Below are 17,021 nucleotides of genomic sequence, written 5' to 3'. Positions count from 1 at the left end.
AATCTTGCTTATTCAGGGCTGATATTGCATACTGCACCACCAGCCTCATCACGATTCCCATGAACGATACGCTTCTCCTGCTGGGTTTTGCCACCACGCCGCTTGAACTGATTTCCTTTGTCCTGGCATTGACAACCGTTGCGCTGAACATCCGCCAGAATCACTGGGCGTGGCTGTTCGCCATCATTTCCTCGGCCGCCTACGGTTTCGTGTTTTTCGAGTCGCGCCTGTATGGCGACATGGCCTTGCAACTGCTGTTCATCAGCGTCTCGTTCTGGGGCTGGTACCAGTGGCTGCATCCGGCCAGCGGCGGCAAGGTCCTGCCCGTGACGCGCCTGAACGGACGGGGCTGGCTGGCCTGCGGCATGGGCTGGCTGGTCGGCTTCCTGCTGATCGCCTGGCTGCTGACGACGACGGACACGGACGTGCCGCATGCGGATGGTTTCCTTACGGCAGGAAGCCTGGTGGGACAATTCCTGTTGTCGCGCAAGAAGCTGGAAAACTGGATCGCCTGGATCATCGTCGACGTGCTGTACGTGTGGCTGTATGTGCACAAGGGCCTGACCCTGACGGCCGTGCTGTACGCCTTCTTCGTCGTGATGGCCATCATCGGCTTGCTGGCGTGGAAAAAATCGGCCCCGGCCGCCCCCGGCGCGATGGTCCTCAAGTGATGGGGCACTGCGTGCGCGTGGCCATCCTGGGCGCGGAATCGTCGGGCAAGTCGACCCTGGCGGCCGCCCTGGCCGAACGCTACGGCAGCGTCTGGGTGCCCGAGTATTTGCGCGAATTTGTCGAGACGCAGGGCAGGGTGCCCGTCGCGGCTGACCAGTTTGGTATTGCGCGAACGCAAGTCGAACGCGAAGCGGCAGCCACTGCGCAAGCGCATAATTTCCTGTTTTGCGACACGACGCCGTTGATGACGGTAGTCTACAGCCGCCATTATTTCCATGGCGCCGATGCGCCGCTGGCGGCGCTGGCCGATGCCACGCGCTACGATCTGACCCTGGTGACGGCGCCCGACAGCCCGTGGGTGGCCGACGGCTTGCAGCGCGAGTCGGAAGCCGTGCGCCAGCTGATCTACCGCTACCTGCTTGATGAGCTCGACGCGCGCGGCATCGCCTACCACGTGCTGCACGACAGCCTGGAGGCGCGCCTGGCACAGGCGGCGCCTTTGCTGCAACAGGCGCTCGCTGCAGCGCCTGCTATTTCCCTCAATTAAAAGTCAAACTGCGCCGAAACCTTGAACGTGCGGCTGGCGCCCGGATACAGATAGCCATCCGATTCCGGCGTCACGTCGCGCCAGTAGAACTTGTCGGCCACGTTGTTGACGCTGGCGCGCAGCACGGCGCGCGTGCCGGCGATGCGCGTGGCCCAGGCGGCGCCCAGGTTGAACACGTTGTACGACGGCACGAAGGTCGTGTTGTTGTACTCAAACGCTTTCTTGCCCGCAAATTCCCAGCTGCCATTCACGCTCAAGCCCGCCACCTGTTGCACGGCGTAGTCCGCATGCACGGCCGCCTTGAAGGCCGGCACGTTGGGCACGCGCTTGCCGTCGAGGTCCGCATTGCCCGTGCCTGACTGCTGGCTGTTCAGGGCCGTCACGGAAGCGCCCAGGCTCAGGTTGGACGATGCCTTGCCCTGGGCCGACAATTCCAGGCCACGGTGCTGGGCCTGGCCTTCGCGCACGAAGTTATATTTTTTTGGCTGCAATTCCAGCGGCTGGTTGAATTCCAGGCCCTTGCGGATCTGGAACAGGCTGGCCGCCACCATGAAGTCCGGCGTCACATCCATTTTCACGCCGAGTTCGATTTGCTTCGAACGGCTGGGCGACAACTCCACGTTGGCGTTCTCCGCCTTGCGGTCGGCCGTGCCGCCATGTTCCATGCCCTGCGAATAGGCCGCATACACGGACAGATTGTCAAGCGGGGTGTAGACGAGCGAAACGTTGGGCAGCAGGAAATCGTGCTTGGCGCGGATTTCCGTGTCGGCCTTCAGCACATACTGGTAGCCATCGACATTGATATGGCGCAAGCCGCCATGCAGCTTCCAATTTGGCGCCAGGCTGACGATATCCTGCACGAAGACGGAGTTTTCCGTATCCTTGCGCACCAGGCGCACGGGGCCTTGCACGCCTGTCGACATGTCGACGATCTGCGGGCGGTAGATATTGCTCACGCCAGCCCAGTCGTACACGTACAGGCCGGCGCGGTCCTTGCGGCGGAAGGTTGAGACGCCGGCCGTGAATTCATGGCGCAGCGAGCCGGTGGCGAATTTGCCCTGGATCATGGCTTGCGCGCTCAGCGGCTTTTTCGTCTCGCCCAGGCTGCGGTAGTCATACACGTCGTAGTCGCCATTGCCGCAGAAGCCCGGGTACAGGTCTTGTGCGCTGCAGCCGTATGGGAAGGCCGTGTAGTCGTCGCGCTTGAACGAGTGCTGGTTGGCCGACAGGGTGGCGTGCCAGTCGTCATTGAAGGCGTACTGGAAGCGCAGGCCGATATTGCTGGTGACGGTTTCCACGGGGCGCGTCCATGGCTGCAGGTTGAGCATGGCATCGGCGCTGATGCCGGTTGGCAAAGTTGTATTGTTCAGCAGCTGGAAGCCGGGCGCCGTCGCCTGCGCCTTGTCCTGGTAGTCGGCATCGAGTTGCAGCAGGGCCTGCGGCGAAATCTGCCAGTCGAAGGCGCCGGAAATGAATTTGCGGTTGCCGTCGGCACCCTTGATGTAGGAGCGCAGGCGCTCGGCCGCCACGTTGACGCGGTAGCCGAAACGCGTGTCTTCCAGGCGGCCGCCCAGGTCGATGGCGCCATACAGGGTGCCCCGCTCGCGCGCTTCCACAGTGACGGTGCGCAATGGCGCGGCGGTCGGGCGCTTGACGATGAAGTCGATCACGCCGCCCGGCGCGGCCACGCCTGCCTGCAAGCCGGCCAGGCCTTTCAATACTTCGATGCGTTCCTTGTTTTCCAGCGGAATTTGCGTGTCGCCGGGAATGGCCACGCCATCCTTGCGGTAGCTGGAATTGTTGTCGAGCTTGAAGCCGCGGATGGAAAATTGTTCCGCATAGCCGACGGCGTTGTAGGCGTCATTGATGCTGGTGTCGAGCTTGACGGCATCGCTGAGATTGCGGATCTGCAAGTCCTGCATGTCTTTTTGCGAAATGACGGTGACGGACGCCGGCGTCTGCAGCAGCGGCGCGTCGGAAAAACCGCCCACGGAGGCGCGCTTGGCGGCTGGCGCCTTGCTGGCCGTGACGACGACTTCGGCCATGCTTTGGGCCTGCGGGTCTACGGCTTCGGCGGTGTCATTTGCGGCCAGGGCGGGTGCGGCAAACGCGTGCAGGATCGCCAGGGTCAGTACAGAAACAGATAAATTCGGTGTGGACATAGATTGCTCGTGGTTCAAGCCGACTCGGTAAAGAGCACGGCAGGCTGCTTGTTCGGCTGGCGCCAACGCAGGAGCTATCAAAGGAGGGAGGTACTTTGCGCTTTCCTTCGCTGGCATTATCCAGATCAGGTACGAAGGGTATCTCTCACCCGGATGACTGCTCCAGGACCCCTAGCGAAATGACAGCTTAGCATGAACCACGGCCAGCTGTCCCGCTGGCTGACCGTTTTACAACAGTGTGGCTGGAATCTATAAACTGAGTTCCAGCACCTTGCGGCTGACGGTCGGCGTCACTTCACGCTGTTCGCCCAGCGCCGTCATGCCGTGCGCTTCGAGGGCGGAGACGACGGCGTCCACGCTGGCGTGATTCAGGCCATAGTCGGCCAGGCGCGTCTTGACGCCCATGTGGCGGAAGAAGAATTCCGTGCGCGCAATGGCCGCCTCGATGCGGCCATCCTCGTCGCCGCCGTCGAGGCCCCAGACGCGGGCCGCGTACTGCAGCAGCTTGGCGCGCTTGGCCTGCTTGCGCACGCGCAACATGCTGGGCAGGATGATGGCCAGGGTCTGTGCATGGTCAAGCTCGTACAAGGCCGTCAATTCGTGGCCGATGGCGTGCGTGGACCAGTCCTGTGGCACGCCCACGCCGATCAGGCCGTTCAAGGCCAGGGTGGCGCTCCACATCACGTTGGCGCGCACGTCGTAGTCGTCCGGGTGCGACAGCGCCTTCGGGCCTTCCTCGATCAGGGTCAACAGAATGCCTTCGGCGAAGCGGTCCTGCACGGATGCGTTCACAGGGTAGGTCAGATACTGTTCCATCACATGCGCAAACGCATCGACGACGCCATTGCCCACCTGGCGCAGCGGCAAGGTGAACGTTTTCGACGGGTCCAGCACGGAGAATTTAGGATATACCTTGCGGCTCATGAACGAGCGCTTTTCCTGCGTGGCCTTGCGCGTGATCACGGCCGAACCATTCATTTCGGAACCCGTGGCCGGCAAGGTCAATACGGTGCCGAAGGGCAGGGCGGCCTCGACGATCTTGCCGCCTTTCGCCAGGATGTCCCACGCCACGCCTTCGTGCAGGGCGGCCGCGGCGATGAACTTGGTGCCATCGACCACGGAACCGCCGCCGACGGCCAGCAGGAAATCGATGCGCTCGCTTTTCACCATGGCCACGGCCTGCATCAGGGTTTCATAGCTGGGATTGGGTTCGATGCCGGCAAATTCCAGCACCGTATGGCCGGCCAGCGCCGCCTTGACTTCATCGTAGACGCCGTTCTGCTTGATGCTGCCGCCGCCGTAGGTCATCAGGACCCGCGCCTGCGGCGGGATCAGGCTGGCGATGGCGGCGATCTGGCCCTGGCCGAAAAGGATTTGCGTCGGATTGTAAAAGTCGAAATTGAACATGGGGCTCCTGCCGCTGGGGTTTATGCTGTTGCTGAGCCATGATTATGGCCGAACAGGTGGAAACGTGTCGTGGACGCTTGAGCTTTTCGTCCGCGCGGTGGAGAATGCAGCCGATGTCACCACCACGCGAAAAGGAATGCGCATGACCAACGTCCCACTGGAAGAATCCGGCTTGCCGGCCACCGCGCTCGACATGCACCGCGCCATCGGCGCCACCATCGCCGCACTGCAGGCGCTGGACCTGAACAGTCAGCGCTTCGAGGCGTGCACGGACCCGGAACTGCGCCGCGTGCTGGCGCATGCGGGCGACACCAGCCGCAAGGAAGCGGCCATGCTGCTCGAATGGATGCGCCGCCGCGATGCGCGCCTGGACACGGCCATGAAGGAAGCGCTGTTCAAGGCGGGGCCGATAGTTGCCCAGTATCACTATGACGAGAAAATATTGTAACTATTGGTTTGTTGCTGTGGCGTACCATGCGCCACTTTCGCTTTGCTTCGCGTAGACTGTGCCCCTAATTAAATTGAACGTCGGATAGCAGCGGCTGTCCGGTGTATTCCAGGGGGCTTTAAGAAATGAAATCATTACCATACCGAGAAGGCAGCTGGTTTGCCGTGCCCTTGCCGGGCGGCGGCTATGCCGTCGGCGTGGTGGCGCGCAGGGCGCCTGCCGGGCGCATCATGCTGGCGTATATGTTCGGGCCGAAGCGCGACAGCCTGCCCACGCTCGATGAGCTGGAAGGCTTGCGCCCGGAACAGGCCGTGCGCCGCCTGCGCACGGGCGACATGGCCCTGCTCAACGAGCGCTGGCCCCTGCTGGGTGATAGCCTCCACTGGGAGCGCGACGCCTGGCCCATGCCGGCCTTTATCCGCCGCAACGAATCCCTGCAGCGCGCCTGGCGCGCCAGCTATGCGGACGCCGACCCTGCCAAGCTGAACCGTGAAGAATCGATCCCCTTCGATACGCCGGGCATGGAAAGCGATTCCCTGTACGGCTACGGGGCGACGGAATTGCTGATGAATAAATTGCTGGCGCAGGAGCAGGCGTCGGCCTGATGACACGGGGCCAGTCCCGACGGGACTGACCCCGGCATGTCAAGTCACGCCGCCGGCAAGCTGATCTGGAATGCCAGGCCGCCGCCTTCGCGGTTGCGCACTTGCAATTCGGCGCCATGGCGCAGCAGCACGCGGTCGACGATGGCCAGGCCCAGGCCGGCGCCGTTTGCCTGCCCGCGCGCCGTGTCGAGGCGGGTGAACGGCTTCATCAGTTGCTCGATCTTTTCTGCCGGCACGCCCGTGCCATGGTCCTGTACCTCGATGATCACCTTTTTCGCGCCGTGGCTGGTGCGCACCTGGCAGGCGATGTCGATTTCCGTCACGTCGCTGCCCGGCGTCTTGCCATAGCGGCGCGCATTTTCGATCAGGTTGTTCAGCACGCGGCGCAGGTCGGTGGGGTTGCCCATCGCATGCGCGCCGTCGGCGATGCTGGCGTTGATCTTCACGTCCGGCAGGCGCATCGCTTCGCGCGTCATGTCAGTCAGCAAGCCACTGAGGTCGACGTCCGTAAAGCTCGACGCTTCCGTCGGCTTGGCATAGTCGAGGAACTGGCCGATGATGGCGTCCATTTGCCCGATGTCGGACTGGATGCCTTCACGCGCCTCGTCCGACAGGTTCGCCATTTCCACTTCCAGCTGCATGCGCGCCAGCGGCGTGCGCAAGTCGTGCGAGATACCGGCCAAAATCACGGCGCGGTCCGATTCCACCTGTTTCAGATCATCGACCATCTGGTTGAAACTGCGGTTCGCCTCGATGATTTCGATCGGGCCCTTTTCCGGCAGCGGTGCCGGCTGCTTGCCCTTGGCGATGTCGCGCGCGGCCGCCGTCAGACGCGACAGCGGCAGATTGATCAGGCTGGAAATGATGGCCGCGCCCAGCAGGGACAGCAGGGACACCAGGCTGGCCCAGCCCAGCCACTGGAAGCCCGTCAGGCCGCGCAGGCGCTCGCGGTCCAGCATCAGCCAGTACTCGTCGTCGTCGATCTTGAAGCTGACCCAGAAGCCGGCCACGCCGTTGACGCGCGCGGAAAAGCGCGTGTCCTTGCCCAGCTTGGCCTTCACCAGCGCCTCGATGTCGGGCATCAGGTAGTTGTCGGGCGGTGGCTCGATGCGGTCGTCCTCTTCCAGCGAAAAGATGCGGATGCCTTCATTGCTGACAAGGTCGAACAGCAGCTCGCGCCGCAGCTCGGGAGCCGAGTGCGTCAGTGCCGCATGCGTGATGGTGACGACGGAAATGATCTGGGCGGAAATCTGCTGCGCCTGCGGCTCGCGCTGGATGAAGGAAATCATGCTGAACCAGGCGATCATGCTGACCGTGGTCAAGGTGCCGAGCAGCAAAAAGGTGCGCCAGAACAAGCCGCTTTTCAGCCGCGCCAGGCTGATATCGGGAAAAAGCTTCATCATGCCTCGCCAGCGATCAGCGCGGCTGTCCGTCCGGGATGAAGACGTAGCCGAGGCCCCACACGGTCTGGATGAACAGCGGGCTCGACGGATCTGGCTCGATGAGTTTACGCAGGCGCGAAATTTGCACGTCCAGGCTGCGGTCGAACACTTCGTATTCGCGGCCGCGCGCCAGTTCCATCAGTTTCTCGCGTGACAGCGGCTGGCGCGCATGGCGGGCAAACACTTTCAGCACAGAAAATTCACCGGTCGTCAGCGGCACCGTTTCGCCATTCTTTTTCAGGGTACGCGTGCCCAGGTCCAGCACGAAGTCGCCGAACTCGAAGGTTTGCGGCGTTTCCGACGGCGCGCCCGGGATTTCATCGGGACCCTTGCGGCGCAGCACGGCGCCGATGCGGGCCACCAGCTCGCGTGGATTGAACGGTTTCGGCAGGTAATCGTCGGCACCCATTTCCAGGCCCACGATGCGGTCCACGTCCTCGCCCTTGGCCGTCAGCATGATGATCGGCGTCTGGTCGCCCGCGCCGCGCAGGCGGCGGCAGATCGACAGGCCGTCTTCGCCCGGCAGCATCAGGTCGAGCACCAGCAGGTCGTAGCGTTCGCGCAGCCACAGCTTGTTCATGGCCGTTGCGCTCTCTGCCGTGAAGACATTGAAGCCCTGTTCGGTCAGGTAGCGGCGCAGCAGGTCGCGCAGGCGCACATCGTCATCGACCACCATGATTTTTGCCTGGTGGCCGTGGATCGATTGCGTTGTTGTATTGCTGCCGGAAGTGGAGGTTGTGGTCATTTAGGGTGTCGTGTTATCTTATATTAGTTGCTATAGTAACGCCTCGCGCGGCGTCGGCAAGGGGCTGTGGCGACCCATTACAAAGTGTTACAAACTTTACCCAATTACTCTTACTGCACCGTGTAAAGCATCATACACTGGGGCCACAGTGGAAATCAGCTTTAAGTTTATACGGCATCGCGGAAGAGGAACTCAATGAATATCTTTACTAAAAAAATTCACGCCGCTCCCAGCGCAGCTATTGCCGCACGTACGACTGTGCTGTCCGTATTTGCCGTTTGCTCCGTGTTTGCCGCCAGCCTGGCGTCAGCGCAAAACCAGCCGCCGCCACGCCGTGACGACCAGCAGCAAATGCAGGCCCAGCGGTATGAACAGGTACAGCGCACCAGCAGCAATGATACGCGACTGCGCGAACAGCGTGACGCACGCAGTTTCGACACGCGTGCCGAAGAGCAGCGCCGCGCCAACGAAGGCGCCGATGCTTCGCGCCGCACGGGCCGCATGACGCCCGACGAACGGCGCGATCTGCGCCGCCAGATCAACGAAGTGGGCCAGGACATTTACTCGAATCCGCCGCGCCGCTAGGCAGCCGTCCCCCTCCGACAGGGCCATCTCGCAAGACATGGCCCTGTTTGCATCTGGCCGCCAACATTGTTGCTCAGTCAGGCACACGGCCCCGCCCCGTGATATTGTTCTAACGCAATGAGGCAATTCTCGGTTTTTGGGGAGGCAAGAGGTGAGCGACGACGACACACCCGTTCCGGATGCGGCCCCCGCAGGCGGCTTGCCGCACGGCCTGGTCCAGCGCGACGAGGGCGTGTTCCTGGATCTGTCGCTGGCGCCGGCGCAACTGCGCGCCGCCGTCGACCAGCTATTCCAGTCGGGCCAGTTGCTGGCCGGCCTCGATTACGGTTTGTTCCTGCTGACCCTGTTCCATGCCCCCGCACCCCGCGCCGCGCCCAAGGGCGACGCCTTGCTGCGCATCGCCGTGCGCGTGGCGCCATTCCCGCCGCCGCGCCGCGCGCTGTATAAACAAATCAAGATCCGTGGCGACAGCGCCGAGTTTTACTTTGAAACCTTGCCGGCTGACACTGATGGCCAGGTGCCGGCGCGCCGCGAGTTTGACGAGCTGGTGGCGGACTTGTGGTGCAAGGGCGTGCACTACGGCATCGATGGCACGGCCGTGCGCGCCATGCTCGCCAGCGGCAAGGCCGAGCGCATCACGGTGGCGCGGGTGCTGCCGCCGCAGCCGGGGCGCGACGCCCAGCTGGTGGAAGTGTCGCAAGGCATCCACCGCGACGATGCGCCGCGCGAACGCTCCGATGGCCGCCTGGATTTGCTCAGCTTCAAGAACCGCTTTCCGCAAGTCAAAAAACATGCGCGCCTGCTGCGTCTGCTGCCTGGAACGCCCGGCTTGCCCGGCTACGACCTGGCCGGCAAGGCGCTGCCTCCGCCCGCGCCGCTGGAACTGGACCTGGCCACGGTGGCGGGGCCAGGCACGGCGGTCGAGTATTTCAGCGATGGCGCTTTCCTCGTCGCCACCCAGGATGGCTACGTGAATGTCGATGAGCACGGCAAGATGTCGATCGAAAACAAGATCGTCAGCCGCGAAGGTGTCAGCAGCCGCACGACGGGCAATCTGAAGCTGCGCGCCGCCTACGAGGAGTACGGCGAAGTGCAGGAGCAACGCCAGCTCGACGGCAGCGACATCACCATCCATGGCGATGTGTATGGCCATCTGCACTCGCATGGCGGATTAATATGGCTACGGCGCAATCTGGTGGGCGGCACGGCCTTCAATGAACACGGCGACGTGCGGGTCGAGGGTGTCGCGTCCGGTTCCGTGCTGCAGGCGCTGAGCGGCGAAGTGCACGTGAAGCGCGCGGAAAGCTGCGTCATTGCCGGCACGCGCGTGGTGATCGACAGCGCCAGCAATTGCGAGATCATCGCCGACGAGGTCGTCATCGAACTGGCCGAAGGCTGCGCCGTGGCGGCGCGCACCATCCGCATCGGCAGCGCCGGCCCCCGCAGGCAGGTGGAAATGCTGCTGTTTCCCCTCGTGCCCGACCTCAGCGCGCTGGAGCAAAAGATTGCCGAGAGCCTGGCGAAGGCAACGCAGTACCAGCAAGTGCAGCACAAGCGCCAGCAGGAAATCGATGCCATCGCGCAATTGCCCGAGGTGCGCAATTACCTGACCCTGGCGGGCCAGCTGCGGCGCGGCGAATTGCAACTGCAAGCAACGCAGCAGGTGCAGTACGACAAGCTGGCCGCGCGCATCGCTCCCGTCCTGAAAGAGGTGGCGCGCCTGCGCGTGGAGGTGAAACAGTCGGAAATCCTGTATGCGCAGATGCTGGCGCTGGTGGCGCAGCTGCGCCAGGAACGGCAGGCAACGGCGGGCCAGTCGCGCTGCACCCTGGGCCTGATCGATGGCGAGACGACGGTGCGCGCCCTGGTCGTGCCGCCCGGACCGGCCAAGGTCTACGACCGGCCGCCGAAGGAAATCAAGGCCTTGCTGCGCAGCGCCACGCCGGCCACCCAGCCCGTGTTCGCGGACAGCACGGGCAGCCTGGACTGGACTTACCAGCCACCGCCGTAATCAGTCCGTGACCTTGCCGCGTGATTGCTTGAGCACGCTGTGCGTGCTCTTGCTGTCGAGGCGGCGCCGCTGCGAGCTGCGCGTGGGCTTGGTGGCGCGGCGCACGGCGGGCAGGAAGGTCACGCTGTCGATGATTTCCTGCAAGCGCCGCAACGCTTCTTCCTTGTTCTGCTCCTGGCTGCGCGACTGCTGCGCCTTGAGCACCAGCACGCCATCCTTGCTGATGCGGCTGTCGCGCAGGGCCAGCAACCGCTCCTTGTACGCTTCCGGCAGCGACGAGGCGGCGATGGGAAAGCGCAAATGGATGGCGCTGGACACCTTGTTGACGTTCTGCCCGCCCGGCCCCTGGGCGCGGATGGCGGAAAATTCAACTTCAGCGGGATTGACGAGGTGTTGCATGGCCTGCCTGTGGGGAAACGATGGGGGTATTGTAAGGGAAGATGGCTGCGCCGGCGCAATGCCGGGCGGCCAGCCGACGATGTCTTCCGGGAAAGTTGATGTTTCTCAACGCCGCCTGCGGTGATGCTGGTTAGCATGGGGCCAACATTGCGCCACTGCGCATCCTGGCAGCGCCTACCGGACGAAAGGAACACCATGCAGCCCACGACCACGCCTGGCGCAGCAACCGCGCAATACCTGACGCAGTACTTGAGCTTCCGGCTGGGCGGCCTGGAATATGGCCTCGACTACCGCTGCGTGCGGGAATTGCGTCCGCTGAAGGAACTCGACCGTTTTTCCTCGGAAGGGGAAGTGCTGCACAGCGTGGCCGTCTCGCGCGGCGTGATCATCCCCATCGTCGACATGCGCGCCGCGTTCGGCAGCGCCCACGGCGCGCCCGATCCGGCCACCGACGTGATCATCTTGCAGCTGAGCAATGGCGTGATGGGCATGGTGGTCGATGGCGTCACCGATATCGTCAGCCTGGCGCCCGGCGACATTGCCGCTGTGCCCGGTCTGGGCGAGGCGGAAGCCGATTATCTGCTGGGCCTGGGCACGGTGGCGGGGCGCCGATTGATCCTCGTCGATATCGACCGCCTGATGGCTATCCGCAGCCCCAGCCCCATGCAGGCGGCATAAAAAAAGACGACCCGAAGGTCGTCTTGTGTCGCCGCTTGATTAACCGAGTTTTTCCAGCTGATCCTGCAGATCCAGCCATTCCGCTTCCAGCTGCGCCAGGTCCTTGGTAAAGAAGGTCTGGTCGGCCAGCAATTGCTTCAATTTCGCCTTGTTGGCGGCGTCATAGATGGTCGGCTCGCCCAGCTTGGCTTCCGTTTCCGCCTTTTGCGCGTTGCGCTTGGCGATTTGCTCTTCCTGGCGCTTGATCTTGTTTTCGATCGGCTTGCGCAGGGCGGCCGCCTTCTGGCGGTCTTCCGCTTCCTGGCGCTTGTCGCGCACGGGCGCGGCAGGGGCGGCGGCTACCGGCGAAGGGACGGAAGACGTCACGGGGAAGTCGGTCTTGTTGGCCTTGCCGGCGGCCGGCAGCACGTCCGTGCCCTTGCCCAGCTTGGTCTTGAACAGCCAGTCCTTGTAGTCGTCCAGGTCGCCGTCGAACGGCTGCAGCTTGCCGTCGGCAACGATGATGAATTCGTCGGTGGTGGCGCGCAGCAAGTGGCGATCATGGGACACGACGACCAAGGTGCCTTCGAACTGGGCCAGCGCTTCCGTCAGCGCTTCGCGCGTTTCCAGATCCAGATGGTTGGTCGGTTCATCGAGCAGCAGCAGGTTAGGACGCTGCCAGACGATCAGGGCCAGCGCCAGACGGGCTTTTTCACCGCCCGAAAACGGCGCGATCGAGGCGGTGACCATGTTGCCGGGGAAGTTGAATCCGCCGAGGAAGTTGCGCAGTTCCTGCTCGCGCACGGTCGGGGCGATCTTCGCCAGATGCCACAGCGGCGATTCGTCGTGGCGCAGCATTTCCACCTGGTGCTGGGCGAAGTAGCCGATGTTGAGGCCCTTGCCCATGGTGGCGTCGCCCGTCAGCGGCATCAGTTCGCCTGCGATGGTCTTGATCAGGGTCGACTTGCCGGCGCCGTTCTGGCCCAGCAGGCCGATGCGCTGGCCGATCTGCAGCGAAAACTTGATGCCGTTGACGATGGTTTTATGCGTGATTTCGCCCGTCGCTTCGTTCTCGATCTTGTAGCCCGCATCGACGTCTTCCATCACCAGCAGCGGATTTGGAGCCGACAGCGGCTCGCGGAATTCGAACGAGAATTCGGCGGCGGCGCGCAACGGCGCCAGTTCTTCCATCTTCGCCAGCGCCTTCATGCGGCTTTGCGCCTGGCGGGCCTTCGAAGCTTGCGCCTTGAAGCGGTTGACGAACGATTCCAGATGGGCACGCTTGCGCTGCTGCTTTTCCAGCGCGCCGGCGGCCAGGATCATCTGCGCCGCGCGTTGGCGTTCGAAGCTCGAATAGTTGCCCGAGTAGCGTTTCAGCTTGCGCTCGTCGATATGCACGACCACGTTGACCACTTCATCGAGGAAGTCGCGGTCATGGGAAATGATCAGCAAGGTGCCGGCGTAGCGCTTGAGCCAGTCTTCCAGCCAGATGATGGCGTCCAGATCCAGGTGATTGGTCGGTTCATCGAGCAGCAGCAGGTCGGACGGGCACATCAGCGCTTGCGCCAGGTTCAGACGCATGCGCCAGCCGCCGGAGAAACTGGCCACCGGTTGCTGCATCTGGTCCAGGGTGAAACCCAGGCCCAGCAGCAATTGCTCGCCGCGCGACTGCACCGTGTACGCGTCCGCATCGGCCATGGCGCTGTAGATTTCGCCGATGGCGATGCCGTTTTCCGACGTGGCCGGCTCCGATTCCAGGCGCTCCAGTTCCGCTTCGAGTTTACGCAGGGTGATGTCGCCATCGATCGCGTAGTCGAGCGCGGCACGGTCCAGCGGCGGCGTTTCCTGCGCCACGTAAGCCACGCGCCACTTGGCCGGGAAATCGATCTCGCCCTGGTCAGGGTGCAATTCGCCACGCATCATGGCGAACAGGCTCGATTTGCCCGCGCCATTGGCGCCGATCAGGCCGATCTTGTCGCCCGGATTGAGGGTGACATCGACTTGTTCGAGCAACGGTTTGATGCCGCGCATCAGGCTTACTTGTAGGAAACGTATCATTTTTTTCTTTGTGTTGTAAATTAAGGCGCTGCGTGCTGAAGCCTGCGCTTACGCCAGCTTGAGCTGCTCGGCCGTCAGCAGGAAGACCATGTCGTCGCCGGCGCTCGTCGTCAGCCAGGTCAGGCCCAGCTCGCCGAAGGCCGCTTCCGCGTACTCGCGTTCGTTGCCGATTTCAATCATCAGGATGCCGTCGTCCGTCAGGCGTTCGGCCGCGCCGGCGATAATCTTGCGCACCAGGTCCATGCCGTCGCTGCCGCCGTCGAGGGCGATTTGCGGTTCCGCCAGGTATTCCTGGGGCAGGGCGCCCATCGACGCGGAATTCACGTATGGCGGGTTGCTGATGATCAAATCATATTTCTTGGCCGGCACGTTCGTGTACAGGTCTGATTCGATCAGGGTGACGCGGTCCTGCAGTTTGTACGTGTCGACGTTGCGCTTGGCCACGGCCAGCGCGTCGGCGGAAATGTCCACGGCATCGACGGCGGCGTTCGGGAAGGCGTCGGCCATCATGATGGATAGGCAGCCCGAGCCGGTGCACAGTTCCAGGATGTTTTCCACGGCTTCCGGTTCCGCCACCCATGGCGAAAAGTATTCAGGGATCAGCTCGGCGATGAAGGAGCGGGGCACGATCACGCGCTCGTCGACGTAGAAGTTATACGTACCCAGCCAGCCTTCCTTGGTGATGTAGGCGGCCGGCACGCGGTCGATGCTGCGGCGGTCGATGACGCTCATCACGCTGGCCACTTCCGACGGCAGCAGCTTGGCGTCGAGGAAGGGTTCGAGCTTGTCGAGCGGCAACTTCAACGTGTGCAGGATCAGATAAGCCGCTTCGTCGAACGCTTCGGCGCTGCCGTGGCCGAAAAACAGCTTGGCGGTATTGAAACGGGTAACGGCGTAGCGCAGCAGGTCGCGTGGCGTGGAAAACGGGTTCGGGGTCATGGCATTCTCGAAAAGACGGTGTTCTGGCCCGCCGTGACGGGCCTCGGTATTCTGGTTCAGACGGGCAGCAAATGCTCCAGCGTGCGCCGGTAAATATTCTTCAGGGGATCGATGTGGCGCAGTTCGATGTGCTCGTCGATCTTGTGAATACTGGCATTGGGCGGCCCGAATTCTATCACTTGGGGGCAGATTTGCGCGATAAACCGGCCATCCGAGGTGCCGCCCGTGGTCGACAGCTCCGTCGCGATACCCGTTTCTTCGAGGATCGCGGCGGACAGCGCATCGCTCAAGGTGCCGCGCGGCGTGAGGAAGGGCAGGCCGCTCAGGGTCCATTGCAAAGCGTATTGCAAATCATGCTTGTCGAGGATGGCGTGCACCCGCTCCTGCAGGTTTTCCGCCGTGCTGGCCGTGGAAAAGCGGAAATTGAAATCGATCACCATGTCGCCCGGAATCACGTTATTCGCGCCCGTGCCCGCGTTGATATTCGACATTTGCCACGAGGTCGGCAAATAGTACTCGTTGCCGGCATCCCATTTTTCCTCGACCAGGTCGGCCAGCGCCTGCGCCGCTTCGTGGATCGGATTCTTTGCCAGGTGCGGGTAGGCGATATGGCCTTGCACGCCCTTGATCGTCAGCCGGCCCGACAGCGAACCGCGGCGGCCGTTCTTGATCATGTCGCCCAGCTGCGCGCTCGACGTCGGCTCGCCCACCAGGCAATAGTCGATCTGCTCGCCGCGCTCTTTCAATTTATCGCACACGATGACGGTGCCGTCCGTGGCCGGGCCTTCTTCGTCGCTGGTGATCAAAAAGGCGATCGAACCCGTGTGCCCGGGCGTGGCGGCAATGAATTCCTCGCAGGCGACCACCATGGCGGCGATCGAGGTTTTCATGTCGGCCGCGCCACGGCCGTACAGCTTGCCGTCGCGGTGCGTGGGAATGAAGGGCAGCGAACGCCATTGCTCGACGGGACCGGTGGGCACCACGTCCGTATGGCCGGCAAAGACGAACACGGGCGATGTCGTGCCGCGGCGCGCCCACAGATTGGTGACGTCGTTCGACTGTATCGTTTCGCAGACAAAGCCCAGCGGCGTGAGGAGGTCGATCAGGTGCTGCTGGCAGCCCTTGTCGTCGGGCGTGACCGAGGACAGGGCGATCAGTTTTTCGGTCAGGGCGAGGGTTTTGGAGGTGGTCATGGGTATGGTCGTGCCGGCAACATCGTGGTCAACTAGGGGATTACAGCGAGAAAATGGTCTTGTACTGCGCATCCGAAAACGCCACGCTGAACTGGCCATCCTTGTCCAGCACAGGGCGCTTGATGATGGACGGGTTTTCCAGCATCAGCTCCAGGGCGCTGGCCGCGTCGACGGTGGACGCCTTGCGCTCGTCGGACAGGGCGCGCCAGGTCGTGCCTTTCTTGTTGACCAGCACATCCCACGGCAATTGCTGCAGCCACGCTTCCACGGTGGCGCGTTCCAGGCCCTGCTTCTTGAAGTCGTGGAAGGTGAAATCGAGTTGCTGCGCGGCCAGCCAGGTGCGGGCCTTTTTGACGGTATCGCAGTTGGGGATACCGTAGAGTGTAATGGTCGTCATGGGTAGGGCAAAGGGGAATGAATGCGGTTCGCTTGATCGCGGCGCTTGCGCCAGGGAAAAATGCGATGGTAGCCGACATTATACAGTCGATGCGTAGTCGATGCGGCGGTGCAACAAGGTTGCATGATCCTGGCAGATTCAGTGCCAGGCGCTGCGGATGCCAAGCAGTGTGGCGACCTGGCCGAAGTCCGGATGGACAGAAAGCGGCGTGGCGGACTTCATCGCGAGCTTGGGCGCGGCGCGGTGGAACAGTACCAGCGCCGTTTCATCATTCTTGTGGCGTGACATGTAGAGCATGCCGTCGACCGCGTCCGGATGCGCATGGATGGCGGCCGACCAGGCCTTGGTCGTTTGATACGACGACGTGCCGCTGAGCCCCGCATGGCCACCCAGTTGCCTGAGGGCGGCACCAGTCAGATCAGCCACGATAAGCGGTTTGCCGGCGAAGCGAATCACAAAGCGTGCCTGTATCACGGCCAGCTCGATCACGAAGCGGTTATGGATGGGTTTGCGGTCATGCAGCAAGGTTTCGGCAAGCGCCACAGCAAGCGACGTGCCCAGGTAGCAGGTGCCGAAGCGGGCCGCAGCCTGTGGGTGGGGATCGTCGAAGCGGTAGGTGTTCGCCCTGCCGAAATACGGTTCGCCCGTGGCGTGGCCGGAGACACGGTACAGCGCTGCGGGATCGCAGCGCACCGTCTGTAGCGCTGCGGGCAGTTGCGGCAGACGGGGCAGGCGCAAGGTTGCCACGGTCGCG

The 17,021-nt window shown here is 63.0% G+C and carries 17 protein-coding genes and 1 riboswitch; of the genes, 7 read left to right on the top strand and 10 right to left on the bottom strand.

The annotated features are described in order from the left end of the window. Positions 1-59 precede the first annotated feature (59 nt). Positions 60-671 carry a nicotinamide riboside transporter PnuC gene (pnuC, locus tag AC3IQ7_RS21120; protein WP_099378335.1) on the top strand — a complete coding sequence of 204 codons (612 nt, stop codon included), beginning with the start codon at positions 60-62 and terminating at the stop codon, positions 669-671. Next, complete coding sequence (locus tag AC3IQ7_RS21115) at positions 671-1,219, top strand: AAA family ATPase (RefSeq protein WP_099378336.1); 549 nt, start codon at positions 671-673, stop codon at positions 1,217-1,219. Before pnuC ends, AC3IQ7_RS21115 begins: the two co-directional genes overlap by 1 nt. Here AC3IQ7_RS21115 and AC3IQ7_RS21110 read toward each other — a convergent pair. After that, complete coding sequence (locus AC3IQ7_RS21110; protein WP_489207244.1) at positions 1,216-3,381, bottom strand: TonB-dependent siderophore receptor; 2,166 nt, start codon at positions 3,379-3,381, stop codon at positions 1,216-1,218. The two genes, AC3IQ7_RS21115 and AC3IQ7_RS21110, sit on opposite strands and share 4 nt — an antisense overlap. Before the next feature lie 85 nt (positions 3,382-3,466). Further along, a riboswitch (TPP riboswitch) is annotated at positions 3,467-3,564 on the bottom strand. A 66-nt stretch (positions 3,565-3,630) separates the two neighbouring features. Beyond that, positions 3,631-4,788 carry an iron-containing alcohol dehydrogenase gene (locus AC3IQ7_RS21105; RefSeq protein WP_322428296.1) on the bottom strand — a complete coding sequence of 386 codons (1,158 nt, stop codon included), beginning with the start codon at positions 4,786-4,788 and terminating at the stop codon, positions 3,631-3,633. A gap of 142 nt (positions 4,789-4,930) precedes the next feature. On the opposite strand from AC3IQ7_RS21105, the gene AC3IQ7_RS21100 reads away from it, so the two are divergent. Together AC3IQ7_RS21100 and AC3IQ7_RS21095 are read left to right on the top strand one after the other, a co-directional pair. Further along, positions 4,931-5,236, top strand: a complete 306-nt coding sequence (locus tag AC3IQ7_RS21100) for a ferritin family protein (protein WP_035827789.1) — start codon at positions 4,931-4,933, stop codon at positions 5,234-5,236. A 125-nt stretch (positions 5,237-5,361) separates the two neighbouring features. Further along, positions 5,362-5,841 carry an Imm26 family immunity protein gene (locus AC3IQ7_RS21095; RefSeq protein ID WP_099378339.1) on the top strand — a complete coding sequence of 160 codons (480 nt, stop codon included), beginning with the start codon at positions 5,362-5,364 and terminating at the stop codon, positions 5,839-5,841. A gap of 44 nt (positions 5,842-5,885) precedes the next feature. Here the strand turns inward: AC3IQ7_RS21095 and AC3IQ7_RS21090 are convergent, their stop codons facing one another. Both AC3IQ7_RS21090 and ompR read right to left on the bottom strand, forming a co-directional pair. Next, positions 5,886-7,244 (bottom strand): sensor histidine kinase, encoded by a 1,359-nt coding sequence (locus tag AC3IQ7_RS21090; RefSeq protein WP_322428297.1) that lies wholly within the window; start codon positions 7,242-7,244, stop codon positions 5,886-5,888. 13 nt (positions 7,245-7,257) lie between these two features. Beyond that, on the bottom strand, positions 7,258-7,959 hold the full coding sequence (gene ompR / locus AC3IQ7_RS21085) for an osmolarity response regulator transcription factor OmpR (protein WP_223278807.1): 702 nt from the start codon (positions 7,957-7,959) through the stop codon (positions 7,258-7,260). A gap of 264 nt (positions 7,960-8,223) precedes the next feature. Here ompR and AC3IQ7_RS21080 point away from each other — a divergent pair, with 264 nt between their 5' ends. Continuing rightward, on the top strand, positions 8,224-8,613 hold the full coding sequence (locus AC3IQ7_RS21080; protein ID WP_489207243.1) for a hypothetical protein: 390 nt from the start codon (positions 8,224-8,226) through the stop codon (positions 8,611-8,613). A 151-nt stretch (positions 8,614-8,764) separates the two neighbouring features. Next, positions 8,765-10,624, top strand: a complete 1,860-nt coding sequence (locus AC3IQ7_RS21075) for a flagellar assembly protein A (RefSeq protein WP_489207242.1) — start codon at positions 8,765-8,767, stop codon at positions 10,622-10,624. On the opposite strand, the gene arfB is transcribed toward AC3IQ7_RS21075, so the two are convergent. Next, positions 10,625-11,023, bottom strand: coding sequence for an alternative ribosome rescue aminoacyl-tRNA hydrolase ArfB (arfB, locus tag AC3IQ7_RS21070; protein WP_034749850.1), 399 nt, complete (start codon positions 11,021-11,023; stop codon positions 10,625-10,627). Positions 11,024-11,218: 195 nt separating this feature from the next. Between arfB and AC3IQ7_RS21065 the strand changes: the two genes are divergently transcribed. Then, positions 11,219-11,701, top strand: a complete 483-nt coding sequence (locus AC3IQ7_RS21065; protein ID WP_489207241.1) for a chemotaxis protein CheW — start codon at positions 11,219-11,221, stop codon at positions 11,699-11,701. Positions 11,702-11,740: 39 nt separating this feature from the next. On the opposite strand, the gene AC3IQ7_RS21060 is transcribed toward AC3IQ7_RS21065, so the two are convergent. The 5 genes from AC3IQ7_RS21060 to AC3IQ7_RS21040 all read right to left on the bottom strand — a co-directional run bounded on the left by AC3IQ7_RS21060 (position 11,741) and on the right by AC3IQ7_RS21040 (position 17,014). Then, complete coding sequence (locus AC3IQ7_RS21060; protein WP_489207240.1) at positions 11,741-13,738, bottom strand: ATP-binding cassette domain-containing protein; 1,998 nt, start codon at positions 13,736-13,738, stop codon at positions 11,741-11,743. A gap of 48 nt (positions 13,739-13,786) precedes the next feature. Then, entirely contained in the window at positions 13,787-14,677 is an 891-nt protein-coding gene (prmB, locus tag AC3IQ7_RS21055; protein WP_166448008.1) for a 50S ribosomal protein L3 N(5)-glutamine methyltransferase, read from the bottom strand. 56 nt (positions 14,678-14,733) lie between these two features. Continuing rightward, positions 14,734-15,870 (bottom strand): succinyl-diaminopimelate desuccinylase, encoded by a 1,137-nt coding sequence (dapE, locus tag AC3IQ7_RS21050; protein ID WP_099378345.1) that lies wholly within the window; start codon positions 15,868-15,870, stop codon positions 14,734-14,736. Positions 15,871-15,910: 40 nt separating this feature from the next. Further along, a complete protein-coding gene (locus AC3IQ7_RS21045) occupies positions 15,911-16,267 on the bottom strand; it encodes an ArsC family reductase (protein ID WP_035820383.1) in 357 nt (118 codons plus the stop codon). Between the two features lie 138 nt (positions 16,268-16,405). After that, complete coding sequence (locus tag AC3IQ7_RS21040; RefSeq protein WP_278316495.1) at positions 16,406-17,014, bottom strand: RES family NAD+ phosphorylase; 609 nt, start codon at positions 17,012-17,014, stop codon at positions 16,406-16,408. Between the last annotated feature and the right edge of the window lie 7 nt (positions 17,015-17,021).

The sequence above is a fragment of the Janthinobacterium sp. GL_088 genome, from assembly GCF_057837845.1.
This window is presented reverse-complemented; position numbering and strand designations above follow the sequence as displayed.